Genomic DNA, 20,068 nt, shown 5'->3' on the forward strand with positions numbered 1-20,068 from the left:
GCCAGCGACCGGTAACCCGAAGGATTTTCACAAATGACCACACGTTTCAGTTTGCAGGATGTCACTTTTTCGGCGGTAATCGCCGGATTTGTCGCGGTTTTAGTCGGTTATACCAGCTCAGCGGCGATTATCTTTCAGGCAGCAGAAGCGGCGGGTGCCAGTGTGGCGCAAATCGGCGGATGGCTGAGCATGCTGGGCCTGGGAATGGGCGTCACCAGTATTGGCCTTTCGCTTTACTACCGCACGCCGGTAGTGACTGCCTGGTCAACGCCCGGTGCAGCGTTACTGGTCACCAGCCTGCCCGGCACATCGCTTAACGACGCCATCGGCGTGTTTGTTTTTGCCACCGGCCTGATCCTGCTGTGCGGCGTCACCGGCTTATTTGCCAGACTGATGCACTCTATTCCGCAGGCGCTTTCGGCGGCGATGCTGGGCGGGATTCTGCTGCGTTTCGGGCTGAATGCGTTTACCTCGCTGCAAAGCAATTTCGCCCTTGCGGGCACCATGTGTCTGGTGTACCTGCTGGCGAAACGCGCCCTGCCGCGTTATGCGGTGGTACTCGCGCTGGCGGCCGGCCTGATTGTCGCCGGATTACAGGGAGGTATTGCGCTGCATGGCCAGACGCTGACGTTCGCGGCTCCGGCATTTGTGATGCCGCATTTCACGCTTTCTACCCTGATTGGCGTCGGCATACCATTTTTCGTCGTGACAATGGCTTCGCAAAATGCGCCGGGGATCGCCACGCTGAAAGCGCATGGCTATCACCTGCCCGTTTCACCGCTGATTTCGTGGACGGCGCTGACAGCGTTAATTCTGGCGCCGTTCGGCGGATTTACCGTCTGTATTGCCGCCATTACCGCCGCAATTTGTATGGGCGAGGATATCCATCCTGATCCAAAAAAACGTTATATGGCCGCCGTCGCGGCAGGGGTTTTCTATCTGATTGCCGGTGTGTTTGGCGGATCTATCGGCATGGTCTTTACCGCATTGCCTGAAGCGCTGATCCACACCATCGCCGGGCTGGCGTTGCTCGGCACCATTGCGGGCAGTTTGTATCGCGCGCTGGAAAACGAGCGTCAGCGCGATGCGGCGATTATCACCTTTCTGATCACTGCTTCGGGTGTCACGCTGCTGGGTGTCGGTTCGGCATTCTGGGGGCTGGTGGGTGGCGTAATCACGCATCTTATCCTCAGCATTCCGGCACGAAATCGTGATAAATCCGCCGGGAAAGGTTGAGTCCGTTCAAGTTATGGGTAACAGGTTTTCGTAACACAGCGCAAAGTGACGACGATCACATTTTCTGACCGATAAACCCTCTTTACTGGGCGCAATCAGGGCCTTTAAAGAGCGAGAATTCCATGACTATTGCCACACAATCCTGCGTCGTGACCGGGAAAAAAGACGTCTCGGTGATCGACCAGACCATCAACTACACAGGCCAGGGCACGCTGGTGAAAATCACCCGCGGCGGCATCTGCGGCTCTGACCTGCATTATTACGAACACGGCGCAGTGGGTGATTTCAAGGTGCGCGAGGCAATGGTGCTCGGTCACGAAGTGGTCGGTGTGGTAGAGAAATCGGATAACCCGGATTTGCGACCCGGTCAGAAAGTCGCGCTGAACCCGAGCAAGCCGTGCAAGGCCTGCAAATATTGTCTGTCAGGCGATGAAAATCAGTGCACCACCATGAAATTTTTCGGCAGCGCGATGTATTTCCCGCACATCAACGGCGCGTTCACGCAGTACAAAATCGTCGACAGCAATCAGTGTATTCCTTACGACAATCAGGTCAGTGACCGTCTGATGGTGTTCGCAGAACCGCTGGCCGTCGCCATTCATGCCGTGAATCAGGCAGGCGATATTCATGGCAAAACAGTGTTTGTTTCCGGCGTCGGCCCGATTGGTTGCCTGATCGTGCTGGCGGCGAAGGCCAAAGGTGCCGCGCAAATCGTGGTGACAGACCCCAGCGAACGCTGCCGCACGCTGGCACTGGCCGTGGGCGCAAGCAAAGCACTGGATGCCGCACAGGGCGATTTCAGCGAATATCAGGCAGAGAAAGGCTTCTTTGATGTCTCCTTTGATGCCTCCGGCCATCCGTCTTCCATCCGCCGTTGTCTGGAAGTGACCCGCGCACGCGGCACGCTGGTGCAGGTGGGTATGGGACCAGTGGTCAATGAATTCCCGCTGATGATGCTGATTGCTAAAGAAATTAACTGGGTCGGCAGCTTCCGTTTCACGGAAGAATTCAATACCGCAGTGGAATGGCTGGCGAATAAAACCGTCGATCCAATGCCGTTACTGTCAGCCGAATTCCCGCAGGAAAGTCTGGTGGAAGCGCTGGATTATGCGACGGATAAATCCAAAGCATCGAAAGTGCAGCTGGTTTTCTAGTTCAGTCTGCAACGACAATCACAATATTAAAACACCGTTTCATTTTATGATGTCCTCTGATTTTTATCCTCAGAGGACATTGGCATTATGGTAAAGGACAACGCGAAAAAGCAGGTCGCACTGCTGCTGGCGGACGGATTTGAAGAAGGCGAAGCAGTGATTGTGCTCGATATTCTCGAGCGGCTGGAAATTCAGGTCACTACGCTGGCCTGCCAGAAAAGCCTGACGCTGCGCACGTATCACGGTATTCAGATGCAAGCCAACGAATTGCTTTCTGCGCAGGGCGACCGTTTATTCGATGCCGTCGTCATGCCCGGCGGGCCGGAAGGCTCAGTGGCGCTGGCGGCCAGCAAAGAGGTCGTGGAATTTGTCCGGCGTCATGATGAAGCCGGTAAACTGATCTGTCCGCTGTGCTCCGCTGCGGCACGCGTGCTGGGCGGCAACGGCCTGCTGAAAGGGCGTCGCTATGTGTGTTCCGGCGATTTATACCAAGACGTAAAAGACGGTGTTTACGTCAATCAGTCCTTTGTTGAAGATGGCAATTTACTCAGCGGTAAAGGATTAGGACTGGCATTCGATTTTGCTTTCCAGCTGGCGTACCGCCTGACCGGTGACGCTGAAACCACGAATTTCCAGGCTGATCATATCGATTACCACCACTGGCGCGCCGACCAGAAACTTTGATCAAAATGCTGTGATTAAAATGCTTCACTTCCGGCGGATGGCACAGGTCGTCCGCCGCTGTCAGTATCATGTCCGTTTTTGGCATTCTCCCTTTTATCTTTCAGGCGCACACTGACTTCACACACATCAGATGGAGTCCGAAAATGACACACAGCGCCCTGTTAAACATCGACGTTCAGCGTTCCTTCGAACAAAAAGATTTCTGGCAGCAGGATGATTTACCGGCTTTCAGCGCAGCATTAACCCGCCTGATCGACGGCTGTCAGACCCGTAACGTGCCGGTCATCGACGTATTTCACGTCAATCCCGATGGCGTATTTTCGCTCGATTCCGGTCTGGTGACGCCGATGTCCTTCCTCAGTCATCAGCCGCAACATGTGGTGCATAAACACGTCCACAATTCCCTGACTGAATCCGGCCTCGACGGCTGGCTGCGTGAAAGCGACATCACGCATCTGATCATCGCCGGAATGCGCACCGAACAGTGCTGCGAAACCACGGCGCGCGTGGCGTCAGATCTGGGCTATTCCGTGACCTTTGTGACCGAAGCGACACTGACCTTCCCGATGACCCACGCCAGCGGCATCACGCTGAGCGCGCAGGACATCAAACTGCGTACCGAACTGGTTCTCGCTGACCGCTTTGCCACCGTCACCGACGTATCCGGTGCGCTGGCGAAACTCGACCGCGCTGTGTGAAGATAGCGTTTTCCCCTGCGGACGGATGAAACACTATGCAGCGAAATGTCTACTTTGTGACGCTCCCCGGCGTGATGTCGTTAGATCTTACCGGGCCGGCGGAAGCGCTGCGCCTGAGCGGGCAATTCCGCCTGCATTACATCGGGCCGCAGGCGGAAGTCATGATGTCGACCGGTCTGACGGTCAGCCATTTGCAGCCATTGCCTGAGAGCCTGCCCGCAGGCAGTATTCTGATCATGCCGGGCGTGGCGGAATCCGCCGAAAACTTTGCCTCGCCGGTCGCCGAAACGGCCTGTGACTGGCTGCATCAGCAGAAAAGCGCGATTGAAGCGGGGAGTTTAACGCTGGTCTGTATCTGCTCCGGCAGCCTGCTGGCCGGGAAAGCCGGGCTGCTCGATGGCTATCAGTGCACCACGCACCATGATGTGATTGACCGCTTACGCCAGCAGGTGCCTGCGGCGCAGGTGAAAGATAACCGGATATTTGTCGAAGACCGTTTTGTACTGACGAGCGCGGGCATCAGCGCCGGTATCGATCTGGCGCTGCATCTGATCGCCACGCATTCAGGGCCGCAGGCCGCGCTGGATGTCGCCCGCGAAATGGTGGTGTATTTTCGTCGTGGCGGCGATGATCCGCAACTTTCCCCGTGGCTGCGCTACCGCAATCACCTGCATCCCGCCGTACATCGCGCGCAAAACCTGATGGCCGCCGAGCCTGAATCCGCCTGGCAGGTGGAAGACGTCGCCGCCAGAGCGCACATCAGCGGCCGTCACCTCACCCGTTTATTCCGCCAGCATCTGGGCATCAGCGTGCGCGACTACCACGAACAACTGCGCATCGCCGTCGCACAGCAGCGCCTGCAACAAGGCTCGGGTATCGAAAAAGCCGCCCTCGCCGCCGGATTCTCATCAGCAAGGCAATTCCGGCGGGCGCAGGAACGATGGAGCTGAAGGTGTTTAACTCACCCAATTGCGCCGGTCTATTTTCCCCAGCGCCATCGCCAGCAATAAACCACCGCCCAGTCCGCAGGCAAACAGATACGCGACGTTCAGCAGCGGATATTGTGGGAGATCAAAGTGCTGACTGCGTAAGCCGATGATGATCAGCGCATGAAAGCCGTAGATAGCCAGCGAATGACGGGAGATCAGCGCAAATCCCGGCAGGATACGTTGCGCCACCGCGTTTTTGAAAACCACAAATAGTGACATGGCGGAGATAAACACCAGCGGGCCGCTGTAGACGTAGAAAGTGTCGGCGAAATTCTGATTAATCTGCATCTGCCGGTAGGTTCCCGTGGCAATCGCCAGCGTGCTGAGAATGAATATGCCGCTGGCGGCCAGCGTGATTGCCGTTTTTTCGGTATTAAGCTGGCTGATAGCGCGCCCCATCAGGGCATAGAGAACGTAATAAAACGCATCGCCACTGATGTACAAATCCAGCGGCAGAAGATGGATTTTCTGCCATGTCAGAACCGGGAGTTGTGGATTCGCCAGCACACCGAGCAGCATTCCTGCGACCAGCAGGTATCTGCCGGAGACGGCTTTGACGTTAATCAGCGGCGAAAGCAGGTAAATCACGATTATCGCGTAGAAGAACCAAAGGTGATAAAACACCGGTTTTTCCAGAATCAAACGCAAAGACGGCCAAAATCCAATTTTTGTCATCGTGAAAATATAAATCAGCGAGACGGCGCTGTAGAACAACAGGCATAAAGTGACGCGCAGGAAATGCCTTTTTTGCGCGCTGCGCTCACCAAAAAACAGCGCCCCGGAAATCATAAAGAACAGCGGCACACAGACACGTGAAGCCGAATTGAGCAAATTGGCGATGGTCCATTCAGCAGTATGGACCGCAGCGAAATTGACCACCAGCGACGTGCTGGCGTGGATCAGCACCACCATCATGCAGGCGAGCGCGCGCAGATTATTTATCCAGCTTATTTTTTGGCTCATTACCTGCGAATTCCTTCTTTACGATGGTGTCTTTGCAGCGTAGCGAGCTTTTACGCGGCTAACAAGGCAAAAGCGCTGATCTCAGATTGTGCTGAACATAAATCAGAAGATTGCGTTGCGCTCAAATAATCGGCAAAATAGCCGACATTGCTGCCTCGCTTGCGAAACCCGCCCGGACAGTCTCTTATTTTCTGCTAATTTTCAAACGATTAGCCTTACGCCTGTGAAATAACTAAAAATGCATAATTCTCCAAATACTGCGTCCCTTTTGGGTCGGCAGGCACTTTTGTTCCCTCTGTGTCTGGTACTTTTCGAGTTCGCGACCTATATCGGTAACGATATGATCCAACCGGGTATGCTGGCCGTCGTGGCTAATTTCAATGCCGGGGAAGAATGGGTGCCGACATCCATGACCGCCTATCTTGCTGGCGGGATGTTCCTGCAATGGCTGCTCGGGCCGTTGTCAGACCGCCGCGGGCGTCGTCCGGTACTGCTGACCGGCGTGACCTTTTTCATCATCACCTGTCTGGCGATTTTGTTCGTACAAAATATCGAACAGTTCATGGTGATGCGTTTCCTTCAGGGGATCAGCCTGTGCTTTATCGGCGCCGTCGGATATGCCGCGATACAGGAATCTTTTGAAGAATCGGTGTGTATCAAAATTACCGCCATGATGGCCAACGTCGCGCTGATTGCACCTCTGCTCGGCCCGCTGGCCGGTGCGGCGCTGATCCACGTCGCGCCGTGGCAGCTGATGTTTGTAATATTTGCCGTGCTCGCCGCCATTGCGCTGTGGGGTTTGTGGAAATCCATGCCGGAAACGGCTTCCCGCCTCGGTGAACCGTTCTCCATGCCCAGCCTGCTGCGTGATTACAAACATGTGCTGAATAACCGTCAGTTCGTGTGTGGCGCGCTGGCGATTGGTTTTGCCAGCCTGCCGCTGCTGACATGGATTGCCCAGTCGCCGGTCATTTTAATCAGCGGCGAAGGCTTAGCGGCCTACGATTACGGCATGCTACAGGTGCCTATTTTCGGCGCGCTGATTATCGGCAACATGACACTCGCGCGCCTGACCGGCAAACGCACGGTCGAATATCTGATTAAGCTGGGTGCAGGACCGATGGTGGTTGGCTTGCTGATCGCCGCCGTTGCCACGCTGTTTTCTGCGCATGCGTATCTGTGGATGACCGCCGGTCTGAGCCTGTACGCTTTCGGAATTGGTGTTGCCAACGCCGGTTTGTACCGCCTGACGCTGTTCTCCAGCGACATGAGTAAAGGCACGGTTTCTGCTGCAATGGGTGTGATCAGCATGATGATTTTCACGCTGGGAATTGAGCTGGCAAAAGTGGCTTACGTCGAAGGCGGTGCGGGCATGTTTAACATGTTCAATCTGTTCAGCGGCCTGGCGTGGTTGGCGCTGGTGGTGGTTTTCCTGCGCAGTCGCCAGGTTGTGTTACCGCCGAATGGCGTGGTGTGACTTCGTACTGAATTGCCTGCTTTTCCCCTCCACCTCTCCTCTTCGCAGGGATGCTTTTACTCCTCCCCCTGCGAAGGGGGAGGCGGGTTTAGCAGACGACTTCGCCCCTAGAACAACCCCATCGGTTTACTCGAGTAACTCACCAGCAGGCACTTAGTTTGCTGGTAGTGATCCAGCATCATCTTGTGGGTTTCACGCCCGATACCTGACTGTTTGTAGCCGCCGAACGCCGCATGCGCCGGATAGGCGTGGTAGCAGTTGGTCCAGACACGGCCAGCCTGGATGTTGCGTCCCATGTGATAGGCCACGTTGCCGTCGCGGCTCCAGACACCCGCCCCCAGCCCGTACGCCGTATCGTTGGCGATTTGCAGCGCCTCATCCATATCTTTAAACGTCGTCACCGCCAGCACCGGTCCGAAGATTTCTTCCTGGAAAACGCGCATGTTGTTTTTACCCAGCAGAATGGTCGGTTGCAGGTAATAACCCTCGTTCAGCGTGCCCTCCAGTTTTTTCTTCGCGCCGCCCGTCAGCACTTCCGCGCCCTCTTTTTTACCGATTTCGATGTAATCCAGAATAGTTTTCATCTGACCGGCAGAGACCTGCGCGCCCATCTGCGTTTCCATATCCAGCGGATTACCGGTTTTAATCGCTTCGACGCGTTTGATGGCGCGTTCCATAAAGCGTTCATAGATGGATTCCTGCACCAGCGCACGGCTCGGGCAGGTACAGACTTCGCCCTGATTGAAAGCGAACAGCGCGAAGCCTTCCAGCGCTTTATCGAAGAATTCGTCTTCTTTATCCATCACATCGGCAAAGAAGATGTTCGGAGATTTACCGCCCAGTTCCAGCGTGGCGGGGATCAGGTTTTGCGCGGCATATCCGGCAATTTGCTGGCCGACTTCGGTCGAACCGGTGAAAGCAACTTTCGCGATGCGTTTGGACGTCGCCAGATATTCGCCAATTTCACCGCCCGCACCGTTGACCACATTGATGACGCCCGCAGGCAGAATATCCTGCACCAGTTCCATCAGCAGCAGGACAGAAAGCGGGGTCAGTTTGGCCGGTTTGAGCACGATGCAGTTACCTGCCGCCAGCGCCGGTGCCATTTTCCAGCACGCCATCAGCAGCGGGAAGTTCCACGGAATGATTTGCGCCACCACGCCCAGCGGTTCGTGGAAGTGATAGGCAACAGTTTCGCTGTCGATTTCGCTGATCCCGCCTTCCTGCGCACGCACGCAGGACGCGAAATAGCGGAAATGGTCGATGGCTAACGGCACATCGGCACCACTGGTTTCGCGGATCGGTTTACCGTTATCCCAGGTTTCGGCGTTGGCCAGCAGTTCGAGGTTTTGTTCCATTCTATCGGCGACTTTCAGCAGCAGGTTTGCCCGTTGCTGTACCGGCATTTTGCCCCAGTCGTCTTTGGCTTTATGGGCGGCGTCCAGCGCCAGCTCAACGTCATCCGTGCTGGAACTGGCAACTTTGCACAGCACTTCGCCGGTCACCGGCGTCAGGTTGTCGTAATACTCTTTTTTCACCGGCGCGACCCATTCACCGCCAATGAAGTTGTCGTATTGTTTTTTGAGTTTGAGCGGGAAACCGTATTCTTCCGGTTTGACGGCATGAGGGTTTTTATCATAAGCCATGATGGAACTCCTTTATGCAGCAGGTTTTAGCAGAGCGCTGCATAAAGTTTAGGCAGTGAAAATCTAACCGGCGGGATGTAATGAGAACTCTTCGAGCGGCTTCACACCTTTTTTGCTGCAACGCTGGCGTTACCACTTCCGGGGGGCGTTGTGCGCGCAAAACTCTCACGCTGGAACAGGCGTTCAACCAGTTTTATCAGCTCAGGATGTTCGACGCACCACCCCGGCGCAATACGACGAAAGTTGATGTAACCCAGACAGCAGGCGACAGCGATATCGGCCACATTCAGGCTTTCAGAATTGAGCAGCGTGCGGCTGGCGGCGTGTTTTTCCAGTGCATCCAGCCCGCGCAGAAGTTTTTCCCGCTGACGCAAAATCCAGGCTTCGTTACGCTTATCGGCATCGCGACGGCCTTCGAGCACTAACGCCACGGCGGCGTCCGTCACGCCGTCGGCCAGCGCTTCGATTTGCTTAACGCGCAAGGCCTCCAACGGCTGCCACGGCAACAGCGTCGGTGCGACATTCATCAGCTCGATGAACTGCACAATGATTGGGGAATCATAAAAAATTTCGCCATCGTCGGCGACCAGCGCGGGGACTTTACCGAGGGGATTGAACTGCGTGATTTTACAGCCCGGTTCGTGGGGCGTGTCGTTAATGAAATCAAAGGGAATGCCTTTTTCCAGCAACATCACCGAAATTTTGCGCACGTACGGGCTGGTATAACTGCCGATCAACTCCATCAGACCCTCCTCGTTTTCAGCGGAACCTCTTTTAAAGCTAGCAGCCGTGCCGGGGTTTACCAGTCACGGCTGCCAGATTTACAGGTTATTGCGCGGGAAACAGGAACGGGTTGATACCGCTGCCGGAAAAGCCTTTATCTTCCATGCGGTCATCAAGCAGCAGCGTGGCGAGATCGTCAGCCACCGCGTCGGCCTGCGGGTCTTTGTCCTGATAAATCAGTTTCAGGTAAGCCCCGCAGTCATCGCAAGATTCCGCTTTTACCGTCGCCTGTTCATCGTCAATCGACCACAGGTTGAGGTGTTCCATCTCATCACAGTTGCTGCATTTCGCCCGCACCACGTGCCATTCGCTTTCGCAAAGATTGCAGTGCAGATAGCGCAGACCGCTGGCCGCTATCACCGCAGAAACCGGAATGCTGCCGCAGACCGGACAGAACTGGCGGTTTTCGCCGTAATCCGCACGCCCGACGCCACGCAGTTGCGCCGCCATCTGCGCCCAGTAAAGGGACAGCGCAGCCCAGATAAACGGCGCTTTGTCGGCGGGAACATGTTTGAAATCCTGGCATAGCAGTTCTGTCGCCATCATTTCGCGCTGAAGGTTCGGAGACTGTTCAAGACGTTCCAGCACCGCGCGTACAGGCTCCGATGCCCCTGGTTTCAGGACAGCAATCAGCGCATCCAGCAGAGTCAGCCAGTGCGACGTACGCGGAAACAGACTGCAATCGAGCGGCGCTTTACCGGCGGCTTTTTGTAATTCGTCGCTCAGGTCGATATCCAGCGGGAACGTCTCAAGCACGTGCTGCTGCGCATTGCAAATCGTGGCGGCAAAGTTCAGATACCCGTCGAGCGGGCTGTCTTCTGCCAGTTTTTTCAGACGACCGGCGCGATTCTGGTAGAGCGTTTTCAGGTTAGCGAACAGTACCGGCGGGATGTTTCCCGCCGTTTTTTTACCGTCAGCCAGCAAGTCCTGTGCAACTATCTGGATGCTCATCCGGTTTTCCTCTGGTCTTGTTCTTTTTTCTGCTCTTCAGCGCGCACCTGGCGATACCAGCGCGGATGATGATACTTCGCCCATGAGACCGGCACTTTGCCCCCGGTCATCGCGTCAATCGAGCCTTTCGCCCAGGTCGCGGCGTAGACGTGCATGATGATCACCAGAATCAGCCCGATACCGGCCAGCGAATGCACCAGCAGCGCCAGGCGGATCAGCGGGATGGGGAAGTAGTCCGCAAACCACGGACGCCAGATAATGACGCCGCTGGCCATCAGCAGCACCAGACAGCTGATCGCCGCCCAGAACACGCATTTCTGGCCGAAGTTATAGCGACCGGTGTCGCCGACTTCATGGTTGGTCAGCACTTTGCCGATGTTTTTTGCCCACACGATGTCGTCTTTTTCAGGCAGATTGTGCTTCCAGTAACGGAAGAACATGCCGAGGAAAGACACGAACATCACCACGCCGAAGAACGGATGGAGAATGCGCGCCAGTTGCGGGGTGCCGTAAACGTTCATCAGCCAGTTAAACGACGGGAAAAAGAAGCCGATGCCACTGAGCGCAAGCGTCACAAAACAAAACGCTACGATCCAGTGATTGAGGCGTTCCGCCAGGCTATAACGCTGGATTAACTTCTCTTTTTTCATGGCCGTTTCTCCTCATCGTCATGTTTATCTTCCCCTTCCGCGTGCTCTTCCTCTTTCACGTAATTCGGCCCTACGCCGAGGAAATGGAAGGCCGCAGCCGCAAAGGTCACCGCGAAGCCCACGGCGGCCAGTGGTTTCCAGACACCTTTCCATAAAGTCACCGCCGCGCTGATCGCCGGGTCTTTTGGCAGGCCGTGATACAGCTGCGGGTTGTCAGCATGATGCAGCACGTACATCACATGTGTTCCGCCAACGCCCTGCGGATCGTACAATCCGGCATGCTCAAAACCACGGTCTTTCAGCTCGCTGACGCGCTCTGCGGCTAAATCCTGCATCGCGGTTTTGGTACCGAAATGGATCGCGCCGGTCGGGCAGGTTTTTACGCAAGCGGGTTCCTGGCCGACGCTCACGCGGTCAACGCACAGCGTGCATTTGTAGGCACGGTTATCTTGTTTGTTAATACGCGGAACGTTGAACGGACAACCGGCGATACAGTAACCGCAGCCGATACAGTGTTCGGACTGAAAATCAACGATACCGTTGGCGTATTGCAGAATCGCGCCTTCCGCCGGACAGGCTTTCAGGCAGCCCGGATCGGCGCAGTGCATGCAGCCGTCTTTGCGGATCAGCCATTCCAGCTTGCCGTTTTGTTCCACTTCCGAGAAACGCATTACCGTCCAGGATTTCGCACTGAGATCCATCGGGTTGTCGTAAACGCCGGTATTAATCCCGACGTCATCGCGCAGGTCGTTCCATTCGGAACAGGCGACCTGACAGCCTTTACAGCCGATGCAGGTGGTGACGTCGATGAGTTTCGCCACTTCCTGCTGATGGTCACGGGCACGCGGCGCTGGCGTGAACCCGTTGGTTGCGGACTTACGAAGTATGTCCTGTGATTGCATTGCCATAATTCGCCTCCGTTAGACCTTTTCCACGTTAACCAGGAACGCCTTGAACTCCGGCGTTTGCGAGTTAGCGTCACCGACTGACGGCGTCAGCGTGTTGGCTAAGTAGCCCTTACGCGTCGCGCCTTCAAAGCCCCAATGGCAAGGAATGCCAATGGTGTCGACGTGTTTACCGTCGATGGTCAGCGGCCGGATGCGTTTGGTCACCACGGCTTTCGCCACGATGAATCCGCGCTTCGAGGAGACTTTCACCTCGTCGCCCTGCGCAATGCCTTTCGCGGCGGCCAGACCTTCGCCGATCTCGATAAACTGCTCAGGCTGAGCGATGGCATTCAGTAACGCGTGTTTGGTCCAATGGCGGAATAATTCGGTGATCGAATAGGTGGTCGCCACATACGGGAAATCTTTGGCGGTGCCCATATTCGGCAAATCGCTGGCAAAAATACGCGTGACCGGATTTGAGATAACGTTCGGGTGCAGCGGATTGGTGCCAATCGGCGATTCAATCGGTTCGTAATGCTCAGGGAACGGGCCGTCGGCCATTTTGTCGGTCGCGAATAAACGTCCGACGCCTTCCTGTTGCATGATGAACGGGCCCACGCCTGTCCCCGGCGCTGCGGCGCTGTAATCCGGGACATCAAAGCCGGTCCATTTCGCGCCATCCCAGCGGATGATTTCGCGTTTCGGATCCCAGGGTTTGCCCTGCGGATCGACGGAGGCGCGGTTATACAGAATGCGGCGGTTGAGCGGCCAGCACCATGCCCAGCCTGACGTGCAGCCCAGGCCGGAGGGATCGGCGTTATCACGGCGCGCCATCTGGTTACCGGCTTCTGTCCAGCTACCGGCGTAAATCCAGCAGAAACTGGCGGTGCTGCCGTCGTTTTTCAGATGCGCAAAGGTCGAAATTTGCTGACCTTTTTTCGCCAGCAGATTGCCCTGATCGTCATGGATATCGGCCAGCGCTTTGCCGTTGGCTTCACGAGCGATTTCTTCCGGCAGCGGGTCGAGCGGATCCTGATAATCCCACGCCATATTCATCACCGGCAGCGGATTTGCACCACCTTCTTTCTGGTACAGCTCGCGCAGTTTCATGAACAGGCGTGCGATGATTTTGCCGTCGTGCAGCGCTTCACCTGGTGGCTCAGAGGCCTGAAAGTGCCATTGCAGCCAGCGGGCGGAATTCACGATCGAACCGTTTTCTTCTGCAAAACAGGAAGATGGCAGGCGGAAAACTTCAGTCTGAATATCGGCAGTCTGCACGTCGTTCATCGCGCCGTGGTTTTGCCAGAAGTTCGAGGACTCGGTCACCAGCGGGTCAATCACCACCATATATTTCAGTTTTGAAAGTGCGCGCGAAGACTTGTTTTTGTCCGGGAACGCCGCCAGCGGGTTGAAGCCCTGCACGATGTAACCGTTCAGTTTACCTTCGGTCATCAGCTCGGCCTGTTGCATGACGTCGTAGCTTTTGTCCCATTTCGGCAACCAGTCAAAGCCCCAGTCGTTCTCTGCCGTGGCATGATCACCCCAGAAACTTTTCATCATACTGACGAAGAAATTCGGCGTGTTTTTCCAGAAGTTCACCTGCCCGTCCACCAGCGGCGTCGGCGTAATCTGTTGCAGATAATCGGTAAAGTTGGTTTGTTTTTCCGAAGGCAAAGGCATATAGCCCGGCAGGTTCAGCGACAGCAAACCGAGGTCGGTATAACCCTGAATATTGGAGTGTCCGCGCAGGGCATTCACGCCGCCGCCTGGCATACCAATGTTGCCGAGCAGCAACTGGATCATCGCCGCACAGCGAATGGTTTGCGCGCCGCCGGTGTGATGCGTCCAGCCCAGTGCGTACAAAATGGTCGAGGTTTTATCGCGCGCGCAGGTTTGCGCCAAAATAGAACTTATCAGCAGGAAATCTTCTCTGGAGGTACCGCACAGGCGCTCCACCAGTTCCGGCGTGTAACGTGAAACGTGCTCTTTCAGCAGATTCCAGACACAGCGCGGGTCCTGCAAGGTTTTGTCCTGTTTCGCCAGACCTTTTTCATCCAGCTGATAGTGCCAGCTGTCTTTGTTGTAGGATTTTTTCGTCGCGTCGAAACCGCTGAACAGGCCATCGTTGAAGGCATAATCTTCCCGCACCAGCAGGCTGGCGTTGGTGTACTCCCTGACATATTCAGTCTGAATTTTATTATTGGTAATCAGGTAGTTGATCATGCCGAGCAGGAAAGCGGTGTCCGAACCGGCGCGGATCGGCGCGTAGATATCTGCCACAGCAGCGCTGCGGTTGAAACGCGGATCGACGACGATGACTTTGGCATTATTTTTGGTTTTCGCCTCAATCACCCATTTGAATCCGACCGGATGCGCTTCTGCCGCATTTCCGCCCATAATCAAAATGACGTTGGCGTTTTTGATGTCCACCCAGTTATTGGTCATCGCACCGCGACCAAAGCTTGGCGCTAATGCCGCGACCGTCGGGCCATGACAAAGTCGGGCCTGACAGTCGATCGCCACCATGCCCAGCGCACGAGTGAATTTCTGATCCAGCAGGCCGGTTTCGTTACTGGCCGCAGACGAACAAAGCATCCCGGTGGTCAGCCAGCGGTTAACGGTGACGTTATTTTCATTTTTCTCAACGAAGTTAGCGTCGCGGTCATCTTTCATCAGACGGGCGATACGGGAAATCGCCTCATCCCAGCTGATACGCTGCCATTTATCTGAACCCGGAGCGCGGTACTCCGGATATCTCAGACGACCTTCGCTGTGGATGTAATCCAGCACGCCTGCGCCTTTCGGGCACAACGATCCACGACTGACCGGATGATCGGCGTCACCCTCTACGTGAAAGATATTTTCAGTGACGTTTTTCGCACCATCGCCCTGACTGTAAATCAACATACCGCAACCGACTGAGCAGTAAGTACAGTTGTTGCGGGTTTCACGTGAGCGAAGCAGCTTATACTGGCGAGTTTCCGCCAGCGCTATTGTCGGGGCAAACCCCAATAATGCTGCTGTAGTGCCGGCCATACCGCCCGCACATATTTTGAATAATTGTCTTCTGCTGACTTGCATGAAAGACTCCTTTCCATCATTCGTTAACACATTGCTTTCAAATTGGCGCTTTCCCCGACCAACGCGGAAGCGGTAAAATTAGGGCTTAAAGTCCTGACAGTTTGTGCGGCTTATGTAGCCGGAATGTTTATAAGGTTATTGCCAATGGATGTCCATCAAGTAAAAGAACCGGGCGAAAAAGATGATAAAAAAGTGACTCAGATCATCGGAGCCAGCCAAAAACAGGTGATGCAGCGCACACATCCTGGCGAACTGGAAGACGACTGGATTGCAGAAGAAATCCCCGTTGCGCTGGTCTATAACGGCATCTCACATGTGGTGATGATGGCGTCGCCAAAAGATCTTGAAGCTTTTGCGCTCGGGTTTTCGCTGTCGGAAGGAATTATCGAATCTGCCGCGGATATTTTCGGACTGGATGTGACACCAAACTGTAACGGTATTGAAGTTAACATTGAGTTATCGAGCCGCCGTTTTGCCGGGCTGAAAGAGCGCCGTCGCGCCATGGCGGGCCGCACCGGCTGCGGGGTTTGCGGCATCGAACAACTGGGCGATTTGTTCCGTCCGCTCGCGCCGCTGCCGTTTACCCAAACGTTTGAGCTGGCGAACCTGGATAACGCGCTGAATCAGCTGAAATCCGTGCAGGAAATTGGCCAGCTGACCGGCTGTACACACGCCGCCGCGTGGATAACATCGCAAGGTGAATTACTGGGTGGCTGCGAGGACGTGGGACGTCACGTGGCACTCGATAAAATGCTCGGCCTGCGTGAAAAGCAAAGCGAATGGAAATCCGGTGCCGCGCTGGTGTCGAGCCGTGCCAGCTATGAAATGGTGCAGAAAGCCGCGATGTGCGGCGTCGAGATCCTGTTTGCCGTCTCGGCCGCCACAACGCTGGCAGTCGATGTCGCCGAAAAATGTAATCTGACGCTGGTGGGTTTCAGCAAACCAGGACGCGCCACGGTGTATACGCATCCGCAGAGACTGCGTTAAAGGTTTAAGCATCACGTGCCTTTAGACAATTTAGGATTGTTTGCGGTTATCTGGTTCTAAGCCCCGTATAACAGGCGCTTACGAGTACCCGCACAAAGCATGGCGCATAGATAATCATTTTCAATATCATTTAATTAACTATAATGATCCGACTGATTACGCGGTGCTCACAATGACGGTGCCGCCCTACACTATGGAGACGATGAACATGAGTTATTCACTGCCATCACTGCCTTACGCATACGACGCACTCGAACCGCACTTCGACAAAGAAACGATGGAAATCCATCACTCTAAACACCACCAGGCTTACGTGAACAACGCGAACGCTGCACTGGAAAGCCTGCCAGAACTGGCAAAACTTTCTGTTGAAGAGCTGATCGCAAACCTGGACAAAGTGCCTGCGGATAAGAAAGTTGCACTGCGTAACAACGCAGGCGGCCACGCTAACCACAGCCTGTTCTGGAAAGGCCTGAAAACCGGCACCACCCTGCAGGGCGAACTGAAATCTGCTATCGAACGCGATTTCGGCAGCGTTGACGCTTTCAAAGAAACTTTTGAGAAAGCAGCAACCACTCGTTTCGGCTCAGGCTGGGCGTGGCTGGTTCTGAAAGACGGCAAACTGGCCGTTGTTTCTACTGCTAACCAGGACAGTCCGCTGATGGGCGAAGCTGTTTCCGGCGCATCCGGTTACCCGCTGCTGGGTCTGGACGTTTGGGAGCACGCTTACTACCTGAAATACCAGAACAAACGCCCTGATTACATCAAAGCCTTCTGGGATGTTGTAAACTGGGACGAAGCAGCAAAACGTCTGGCTGAAGCGAAGTAATTTCGTTTTACCGCCCTTAACGGGCAAGATGTTTTCGCCAATGGCGGGTCACTGACCCGCCTTTTTTTATGTCACCAATTCTAAGCCCGATCACTGTTTTATTGGCAATGATTCATATTCCCTCTGTCCTTTGCCGATCCCGCTCGCATTAATCAAAAATACGCTCCGTTCCCTATAAAGTTTCTCTTAAGTCCACCGATAGGTTGTTCACAAAGGCGTCACAAAACCACTTATTAATTTTAAAGGGATGTTCGACGGAGAATGAGAATGAGCAACGGAACAGGTCTTTCGCAGTGGATGAATAATCTTAAAGTCGGCACCAAACTGGGCCTGGGCTTCGGGCTGGTCCTTCTGATCGCAGTGGCTATCACCGCGGCGGGGATGATCAAATTTAACGACATCAGTCAGCGTGCCGAAAAAGTCGATTTCAGCAACCAGATGAATGCGTTGCTTAACGACGCCCGGCTAAGCCGCACGTTGTATCAGCTCAATTACGATCCCGCTTACCTCAAACAAAATCAGGACAAAATTCACGCGCTTTCTCAGCTGATTACACAGTCGAAAGACAAGCTGGAGTGGGACGCGACCAGCCTGGCAAACCTCAATCAGGTGCCGGTTAAAATCCACGAATATCAGCAGGCTCAGGATGCATTCAAACTGGCTGTCGATAAAAAAGATGCCGTTCGCGCGAGCTGGAACCTTTCGGAAACTGAAGCCGTGGTGAAGCGTTTGCAGGATCAGTTGCGCGTGGAAGACGCCGATCCGTCCATTCGTCTTTCTCTTGCTGAAGTGATTCAGAAACTGATCAGCGTGCGCTATGACGTGCGCGGCCTGTTGCTGAGCATTAATAAAGAATCCGAAGCCAAACTTTTGCAGTCGATTGATGACACGCAGACAAATGCCAAAAAGCTGAATGCGCTGCTGCTGCCAAATCAGCAGGCGACTCTCGCCCCGCTGATGAGCGCGCTGGCAACGTATAAAGGCAATGTTCTGGCATATATGCCCGCCTATGAAGAAGAGCAAAAAAACTCTCAACTGCTGTCAGTAAAAGCAGCGGAAATGAATGCACTGGTTGCGAAAATCTTCAAAAACGAGCTGGATAATACACATCAGGATATCAGCCGTGCGCAGATGATCATGCTGGTGATTACCCTGGCCGTCATGCTGGCGGGGATTATTATTGCCTGGCGCATTACCCGTCAGATTGCCCAGCCGCTGCGCGATACGCTGAAAACCGCCGAAGCCATTGCTCAGGGTGATCTGACCGCCGCACATCCGACAACACGTCGCGACGAGCTGGGTATGCTGATGAACGCGGTGTCCGCAATGAGCCAGAATCTCAGCACCATGATTTATGAGATCCGTTCTGGCGTTTCGCAGGTGTCTCACGCAGCAGCTGAAATCGCTGCGGGGAATACCGATCTTTCCTCACGTACCGAACAGCAGGCCGCGGCAGTAGAAGAAACCGCCGCGAGCATGGAAGAACTGAGCGCGACGGTGAAGCAGAACGCCGATAACGCCCATCACGCCAGCAAACTGGCCAGCGAAGCCTCGGGCACGGCGACGCTCGGCGGCAAACAGGTCGGCGAAGTGGTTGATACCATGCAGCAGATTTCCGGCAGCTCAAAACGGATTGCCGAAATTACGTCAGTCATTAACGGCATCGCTTTCCAGACCAACATTCTGGCACTGAATGCCGCCGTTGAAGCCGCACGGGCCGGTGAACAAGGTCGCGGATTCTCCGTGGTGGCCTCGGAAGTCCGCACACTGGCACAACGCAGTGCGCAGGCGGCAAAAGAGATTGAAGGGCTGATTGCTGAGTCGGTTGAACGCGTCAGTACGGGTGCCAGGCTGGTGGAAAATACCGGTCGCACCATGCAGGACATCGTGAAATCCGTCTCACACGTGCGCGATATCATGGGTGAAATCGCCTCGGCATCTGACGAGCAAAGCCGGGGTATCGCTCAGATTTCACAGGCGATTGTCGAGATGGACAGCACTACCCAGCAGAACGCCGCGCTGGTTGAGCAGTCTTCTGCCGCCGCAGACTCCCTTGAAGATCAGGCCGCGACACTGACGCAGGCGGTCTCGGTATTCCGTCTGGCAGAAAACGGCAACACGATGAATGCTCCGGCGTCTTCCCGGCTTCGTCGTCCAATGCTTGCCCCGGTACAAAACAAAACCAGCCAGGAAAACTGGGAAACGTTCTGATCTGTGTTTTCTGCGCGCAGTCGCCTGATTGCGCGCAGGTATTCCTTCTATTCCCGCTGCCCAATGCAGGTTATGCTTGAACGAGTGACATTTCAGCAGCGGAGAGCTTATGCATTATCCCGACGTGTACATCGGTGCTATCGAGCAATACCCCGATTTTTCACCCAGCGCGATTGCTAAACGCCAGGTGGATGGCGGCGTGTTACTCACCCCTTCAGGGCTGGAAGGCGATCAGCAGGCCGAAAAGTCATATCACGGTGGTGCTGACCGCGCCCTGTGTCATTTCCCGCGTGAACATTACGCCTGGCTGCGTCAGCAGTTTCCCGAAGAAGAAGAACGTTTCCATCCACCGGCTTTTGGCGAAAACCTTTCAACGCTGGGCATGACCGAAGATAACGTGTTTATCGGCGATATTTTTCGCTGGGGCGAAACGCTGATTCAGGTCACGCAACCGCGGGCGCCCTGCTACAAGCTGAACCATTTTCTCGATTGCCAGAATTTATCGCCGCTGTTGCAACAAAGCGGCCGCTGCGGATGGTTATATCGCGTCGTCGGCACCGGCAAAACCAGCGGCGATCGTCCGCTGGAATTACTGACGCGCAACAGTGATGTCTCCGTTGCCGAAGCGATTTCAATCGCTTTTCATATGCCGTTCGATGAAGAACAGTACCGACGTCTGATGTCTGCGGCGGGGATTTCTGCCAGCTGGAGCAAAACCATGCAAATGCGGCTGGTTAACAGGAAGATCGAGGATTTTGGACGGAGATTGTTTGGAACGGAAGGAAAATGATGTGTAGCTCCCTCCCCTGCGAAGGGGAGGGGCAGAGCCGACTGGTCAGCCC

Annotated in this window: 16 protein-coding genes and 1 pseudogene; 10 read left to right on the forward strand and 7 right to left on the reverse strand. The window is 54.9% G+C overall.

Features of this window, described 5'->3' with window-relative positions; all coding sequences use genetic code 11:
- The first annotated feature begins 33 nt into the window (after window positions 1–33).
- The 5 genes and pseudogenes from D5398_RS12000 (at window position 34) to D5398_RS12020 (ending at window position 4,722) form a co-directional block, all read left to right on the forward strand.
- Window positions 34–1,236, forward strand: a complete 1,203-nt coding sequence (locus D5398_RS12000) for a benzoate/H(+) symporter BenE family transporter (protein WP_120507848.1) — start codon at window positions 34–36, stop codon at window positions 1,234–1,236.
- A gap of 122 nt (window positions 1,237–1,358) precedes the next feature.
- Complete coding sequence (idnD, locus tag D5398_RS12005; RefSeq protein ID WP_120507849.1) at window positions 1,359–2,390, forward strand: L-idonate 5-dehydrogenase; 1,032 nt, start codon at window positions 1,359–1,361, stop codon at window positions 2,388–2,390.
- 87 nt (window positions 2,391–2,477) lie between these two features.
- Window positions 2,478–3,074, forward strand: coding sequence for a DJ-1/PfpI family protein (locus D5398_RS12010; RefSeq protein ID WP_120507850.1), 597 nt, complete (start codon window positions 2,478–2,480; stop codon window positions 3,072–3,074).
- 143 nt (window positions 3,075–3,217) lie between these two features.
- A pseudogene (locus tag D5398_RS12015) lies at window positions 3,218–3,760 on the forward strand (isochorismatase family protein); the annotation flags it as partial.
- 47 nt (window positions 3,761–3,807) lie between these two features.
- Window positions 3,808–4,722, forward strand: coding sequence for a GlxA family transcriptional regulator (locus D5398_RS12020; protein ID WP_120507852.1), 915 nt, complete (start codon window positions 3,808–3,810; stop codon window positions 4,720–4,722).
- Window positions 4,723–4,728: 6 nt separating this feature from the next.
- Here the strand turns inward: D5398_RS12020 and D5398_RS12025 are convergent, their stop codons facing one another.
- Window positions 4,729–5,724 (reverse strand): acyltransferase, encoded by a 996-nt coding sequence (locus tag D5398_RS12025; RefSeq protein WP_120507853.1) that lies wholly within the window; start codon window positions 5,722–5,724, stop codon window positions 4,729–4,731.
- A 238-nt stretch (window positions 5,725–5,962) separates the two neighbouring features.
- On the opposite strand from D5398_RS12025, the gene D5398_RS12030 reads away from it, so the two are divergent.
- On the forward strand, window positions 5,963–7,201 hold the full coding sequence (locus D5398_RS12030) for an MFS transporter (protein ID WP_120507854.1): 1,239 nt from the start codon (window positions 5,963–5,965) through the stop codon (window positions 7,199–7,201).
- Between the two features lie 107 nt (window positions 7,202–7,308).
- Here the strand turns inward: D5398_RS12030 and exaC are convergent, their stop codons facing one another.
- The 6 genes from exaC to fdnG form a co-directional block, all read right to left on the reverse strand.
- Window positions 7,309–8,847, reverse strand: coding sequence for an acetaldehyde dehydrogenase ExaC (gene exaC / locus D5398_RS12035; RefSeq protein ID WP_120133733.1), 1,539 nt, complete (start codon window positions 8,845–8,847; stop codon window positions 7,309–7,311).
- A gap of 101 nt (window positions 8,848–8,948) precedes the next feature.
- Window positions 8,949–9,590, reverse strand: coding sequence for a glutathione S-transferase (locus D5398_RS12040; RefSeq protein WP_120507855.1), 642 nt, complete (start codon window positions 9,588–9,590; stop codon window positions 8,949–8,951).
- Window positions 9,591–9,675: 85 nt separating this feature from the next.
- A complete protein-coding gene (gene fdhE, locus D5398_RS12045) occupies window positions 9,676–10,581 on the reverse strand; it encodes a formate dehydrogenase accessory protein FdhE (RefSeq protein ID WP_120507856.1) in 906 nt (301 codons plus the stop codon).
- Window positions 10,578–11,231, reverse strand: coding sequence for a formate dehydrogenase cytochrome b556 subunit (gene fdoI, locus D5398_RS12050; protein ID WP_120507857.1), 654 nt, complete (start codon window positions 11,229–11,231; stop codon window positions 10,578–10,580). Before fdoI ends, fdhE begins: the two co-directional genes overlap by 4 nt.
- On the reverse strand, window positions 11,228–12,139 hold the full coding sequence (gene fdxH, locus D5398_RS12055) for a formate dehydrogenase subunit beta (RefSeq protein ID WP_120507858.1): 912 nt from the start codon (window positions 12,137–12,139) through the stop codon (window positions 11,228–11,230). The genes fdoI and fdxH overlap by 4 nt, the downstream gene beginning before the upstream one ends.
- 12 nt (window positions 12,140–12,151) lie before the next feature.
- Window positions 12,152–15,199: a formate dehydrogenase-N subunit alpha gene (gene fdnG, locus D5398_RS12060; protein ID WP_120507859.1), complete on the reverse strand. Its 3,048-nt coding sequence runs from the start codon at window positions 15,197–15,199 to the stop codon at window positions 12,152–12,154.
- A gap of 144 nt (window positions 15,200–15,343) precedes the next feature.
- Between fdnG and fdhD the strand changes: the two genes are divergently transcribed.
- The 4 genes from fdhD to yiiM all read left to right on the forward strand — a co-directional run bounded on the left by fdhD (window position 15,344) and on the right by yiiM (window position 20,016).
- Window positions 15,344–16,186: a formate dehydrogenase accessory sulfurtransferase FdhD gene (fdhD, locus tag D5398_RS12065; RefSeq protein WP_120507860.1), complete on the forward strand. Its 843-nt coding sequence runs from the start codon at window positions 15,344–15,346 to the stop codon at window positions 16,184–16,186.
- A 208-nt stretch (window positions 16,187–16,394) separates the two neighbouring features.
- The gene (gene sodA / locus D5398_RS12070) at window positions 16,395–17,015 is read left to right on the forward strand and encodes a superoxide dismutase [Mn] (RefSeq protein ID WP_056775847.1); all 621 of its coding nucleotides are present in this window, start codon (window positions 16,395–16,397) and stop codon (window positions 17,013–17,015) included.
- A gap of 267 nt (window positions 17,016–17,282) precedes the next feature.
- On the forward strand, window positions 17,283–19,226 hold the full coding sequence (locus D5398_RS12075; RefSeq protein ID WP_120507861.1) for a methyl-accepting chemotaxis protein: 1,944 nt from the start codon (window positions 17,283–17,285) through the stop codon (window positions 19,224–19,226).
- Between the two features lie 109 nt (window positions 19,227–19,335).
- Window positions 19,336–20,016 (forward strand): 6-hydroxyaminopurine reductase, encoded by a 681-nt coding sequence (yiiM, locus tag D5398_RS12080; RefSeq protein WP_120507862.1) that lies wholly within the window; start codon window positions 19,336–19,338, stop codon window positions 20,014–20,016.
- Window positions 20,017–20,068 lie beyond the last annotated feature (52 nt).

Origin of the sequence: Rahnella bruchi (assembly GCF_003614975.1) — a bacterium.
GTDB lineage: Bacteria > Pseudomonadota > Gammaproteobacteria > Enterobacterales > Enterobacteriaceae > Rahnella > Rahnella bruchi.

Bases quoted from the DNA above. Each gene is read 5' to 3' on its own strand.
- D5398_RS12000 (WP_120507848.1), top strand. From the start codon at position 34: ATGACCACACGTTTCAGTTTGCAGGATGTCACTTTTTCGGCGGTAATC.
- idnD (WP_120507849.1), top strand. From the start codon at position 1,359: ATGACTATTGCCACACAATCCTGCGTCGTGACCGGGAAAAAAGACGTC.
- D5398_RS12010 (WP_120507850.1), top strand. From the start codon at position 2,478: ATGGTAAAGGACAACGCGAAAAAGCAGGTCGCACTGCTGCTGGCGGAC.
- D5398_RS12020 (WP_120507852.1), top strand. From the start codon at position 3,808: ATGCAGCGAAATGTCTACTTTGTGACGCTCCCCGGCGTGATGTCGTTA.
- D5398_RS12025 (WP_120507853.1), bottom strand. From the start codon at position 5,724: ATGAGCCAAAAAATAAGCTGGATAAATAATCTGCGCGCGCTCGCCTGC.
- D5398_RS12030 (WP_120507854.1), top strand. From the start codon at position 5,963: ATGCATAATTCTCCAAATACTGCGTCCCTTTTGGGTCGGCAGGCACTT.
- exaC (WP_120133733.1), bottom strand. From the start codon at position 8,847: ATGGCTTATGATAAAAACCCTCATGCCGTCAAACCGGAAGAATACGGT.
- D5398_RS12040 (WP_120507855.1), bottom strand. From the start codon at position 9,590: ATGGAGTTGATCGGCAGTTATACCAGCCCGTACGTGCGCAAAATTTCG.
- fdhE (WP_120507856.1), bottom strand. From the start codon at position 10,581: ATGAGCATCCAGATAGTTGCACAGGACTTGCTGGCTGACGGTAAAAAA.
- fdoI (WP_120507857.1), bottom strand. From the start codon at position 11,231: ATGAAAAAAGAGAAGTTAATCCAGCGTTATAGCCTGGCGGAACGCCTC.
- fdxH (WP_120507858.1), bottom strand. From the start codon at position 12,139: ATGGCAATGCAATCACAGGACATACTTCGTAAGTCCGCAACCAACGGG.
- fdnG (WP_120507859.1), bottom strand. From the start codon at position 15,199: ATGCAAGTCAGCAGAAGACAATTATTCAAAATATGTGCGGGCGGTATG.
- fdhD (WP_120507860.1), top strand. From the start codon at position 15,344: ATGGATGTCCATCAAGTAAAAGAACCGGGCGAAAAAGATGATAAAAAA.
- sodA (WP_056775847.1), top strand. From the start codon at position 16,395: ATGAGTTATTCACTGCCATCACTGCCTTACGCATACGACGCACTCGAA.
- D5398_RS12075 (WP_120507861.1), top strand. From the start codon at position 17,283: ATGAGCAACGGAACAGGTCTTTCGCAGTGGATGAATAATCTTAAAGTC.
- yiiM (WP_120507862.1), top strand. From the start codon at position 19,336: ATGCATTATCCCGACGTGTACATCGGTGCTATCGAGCAATACCCCGAT.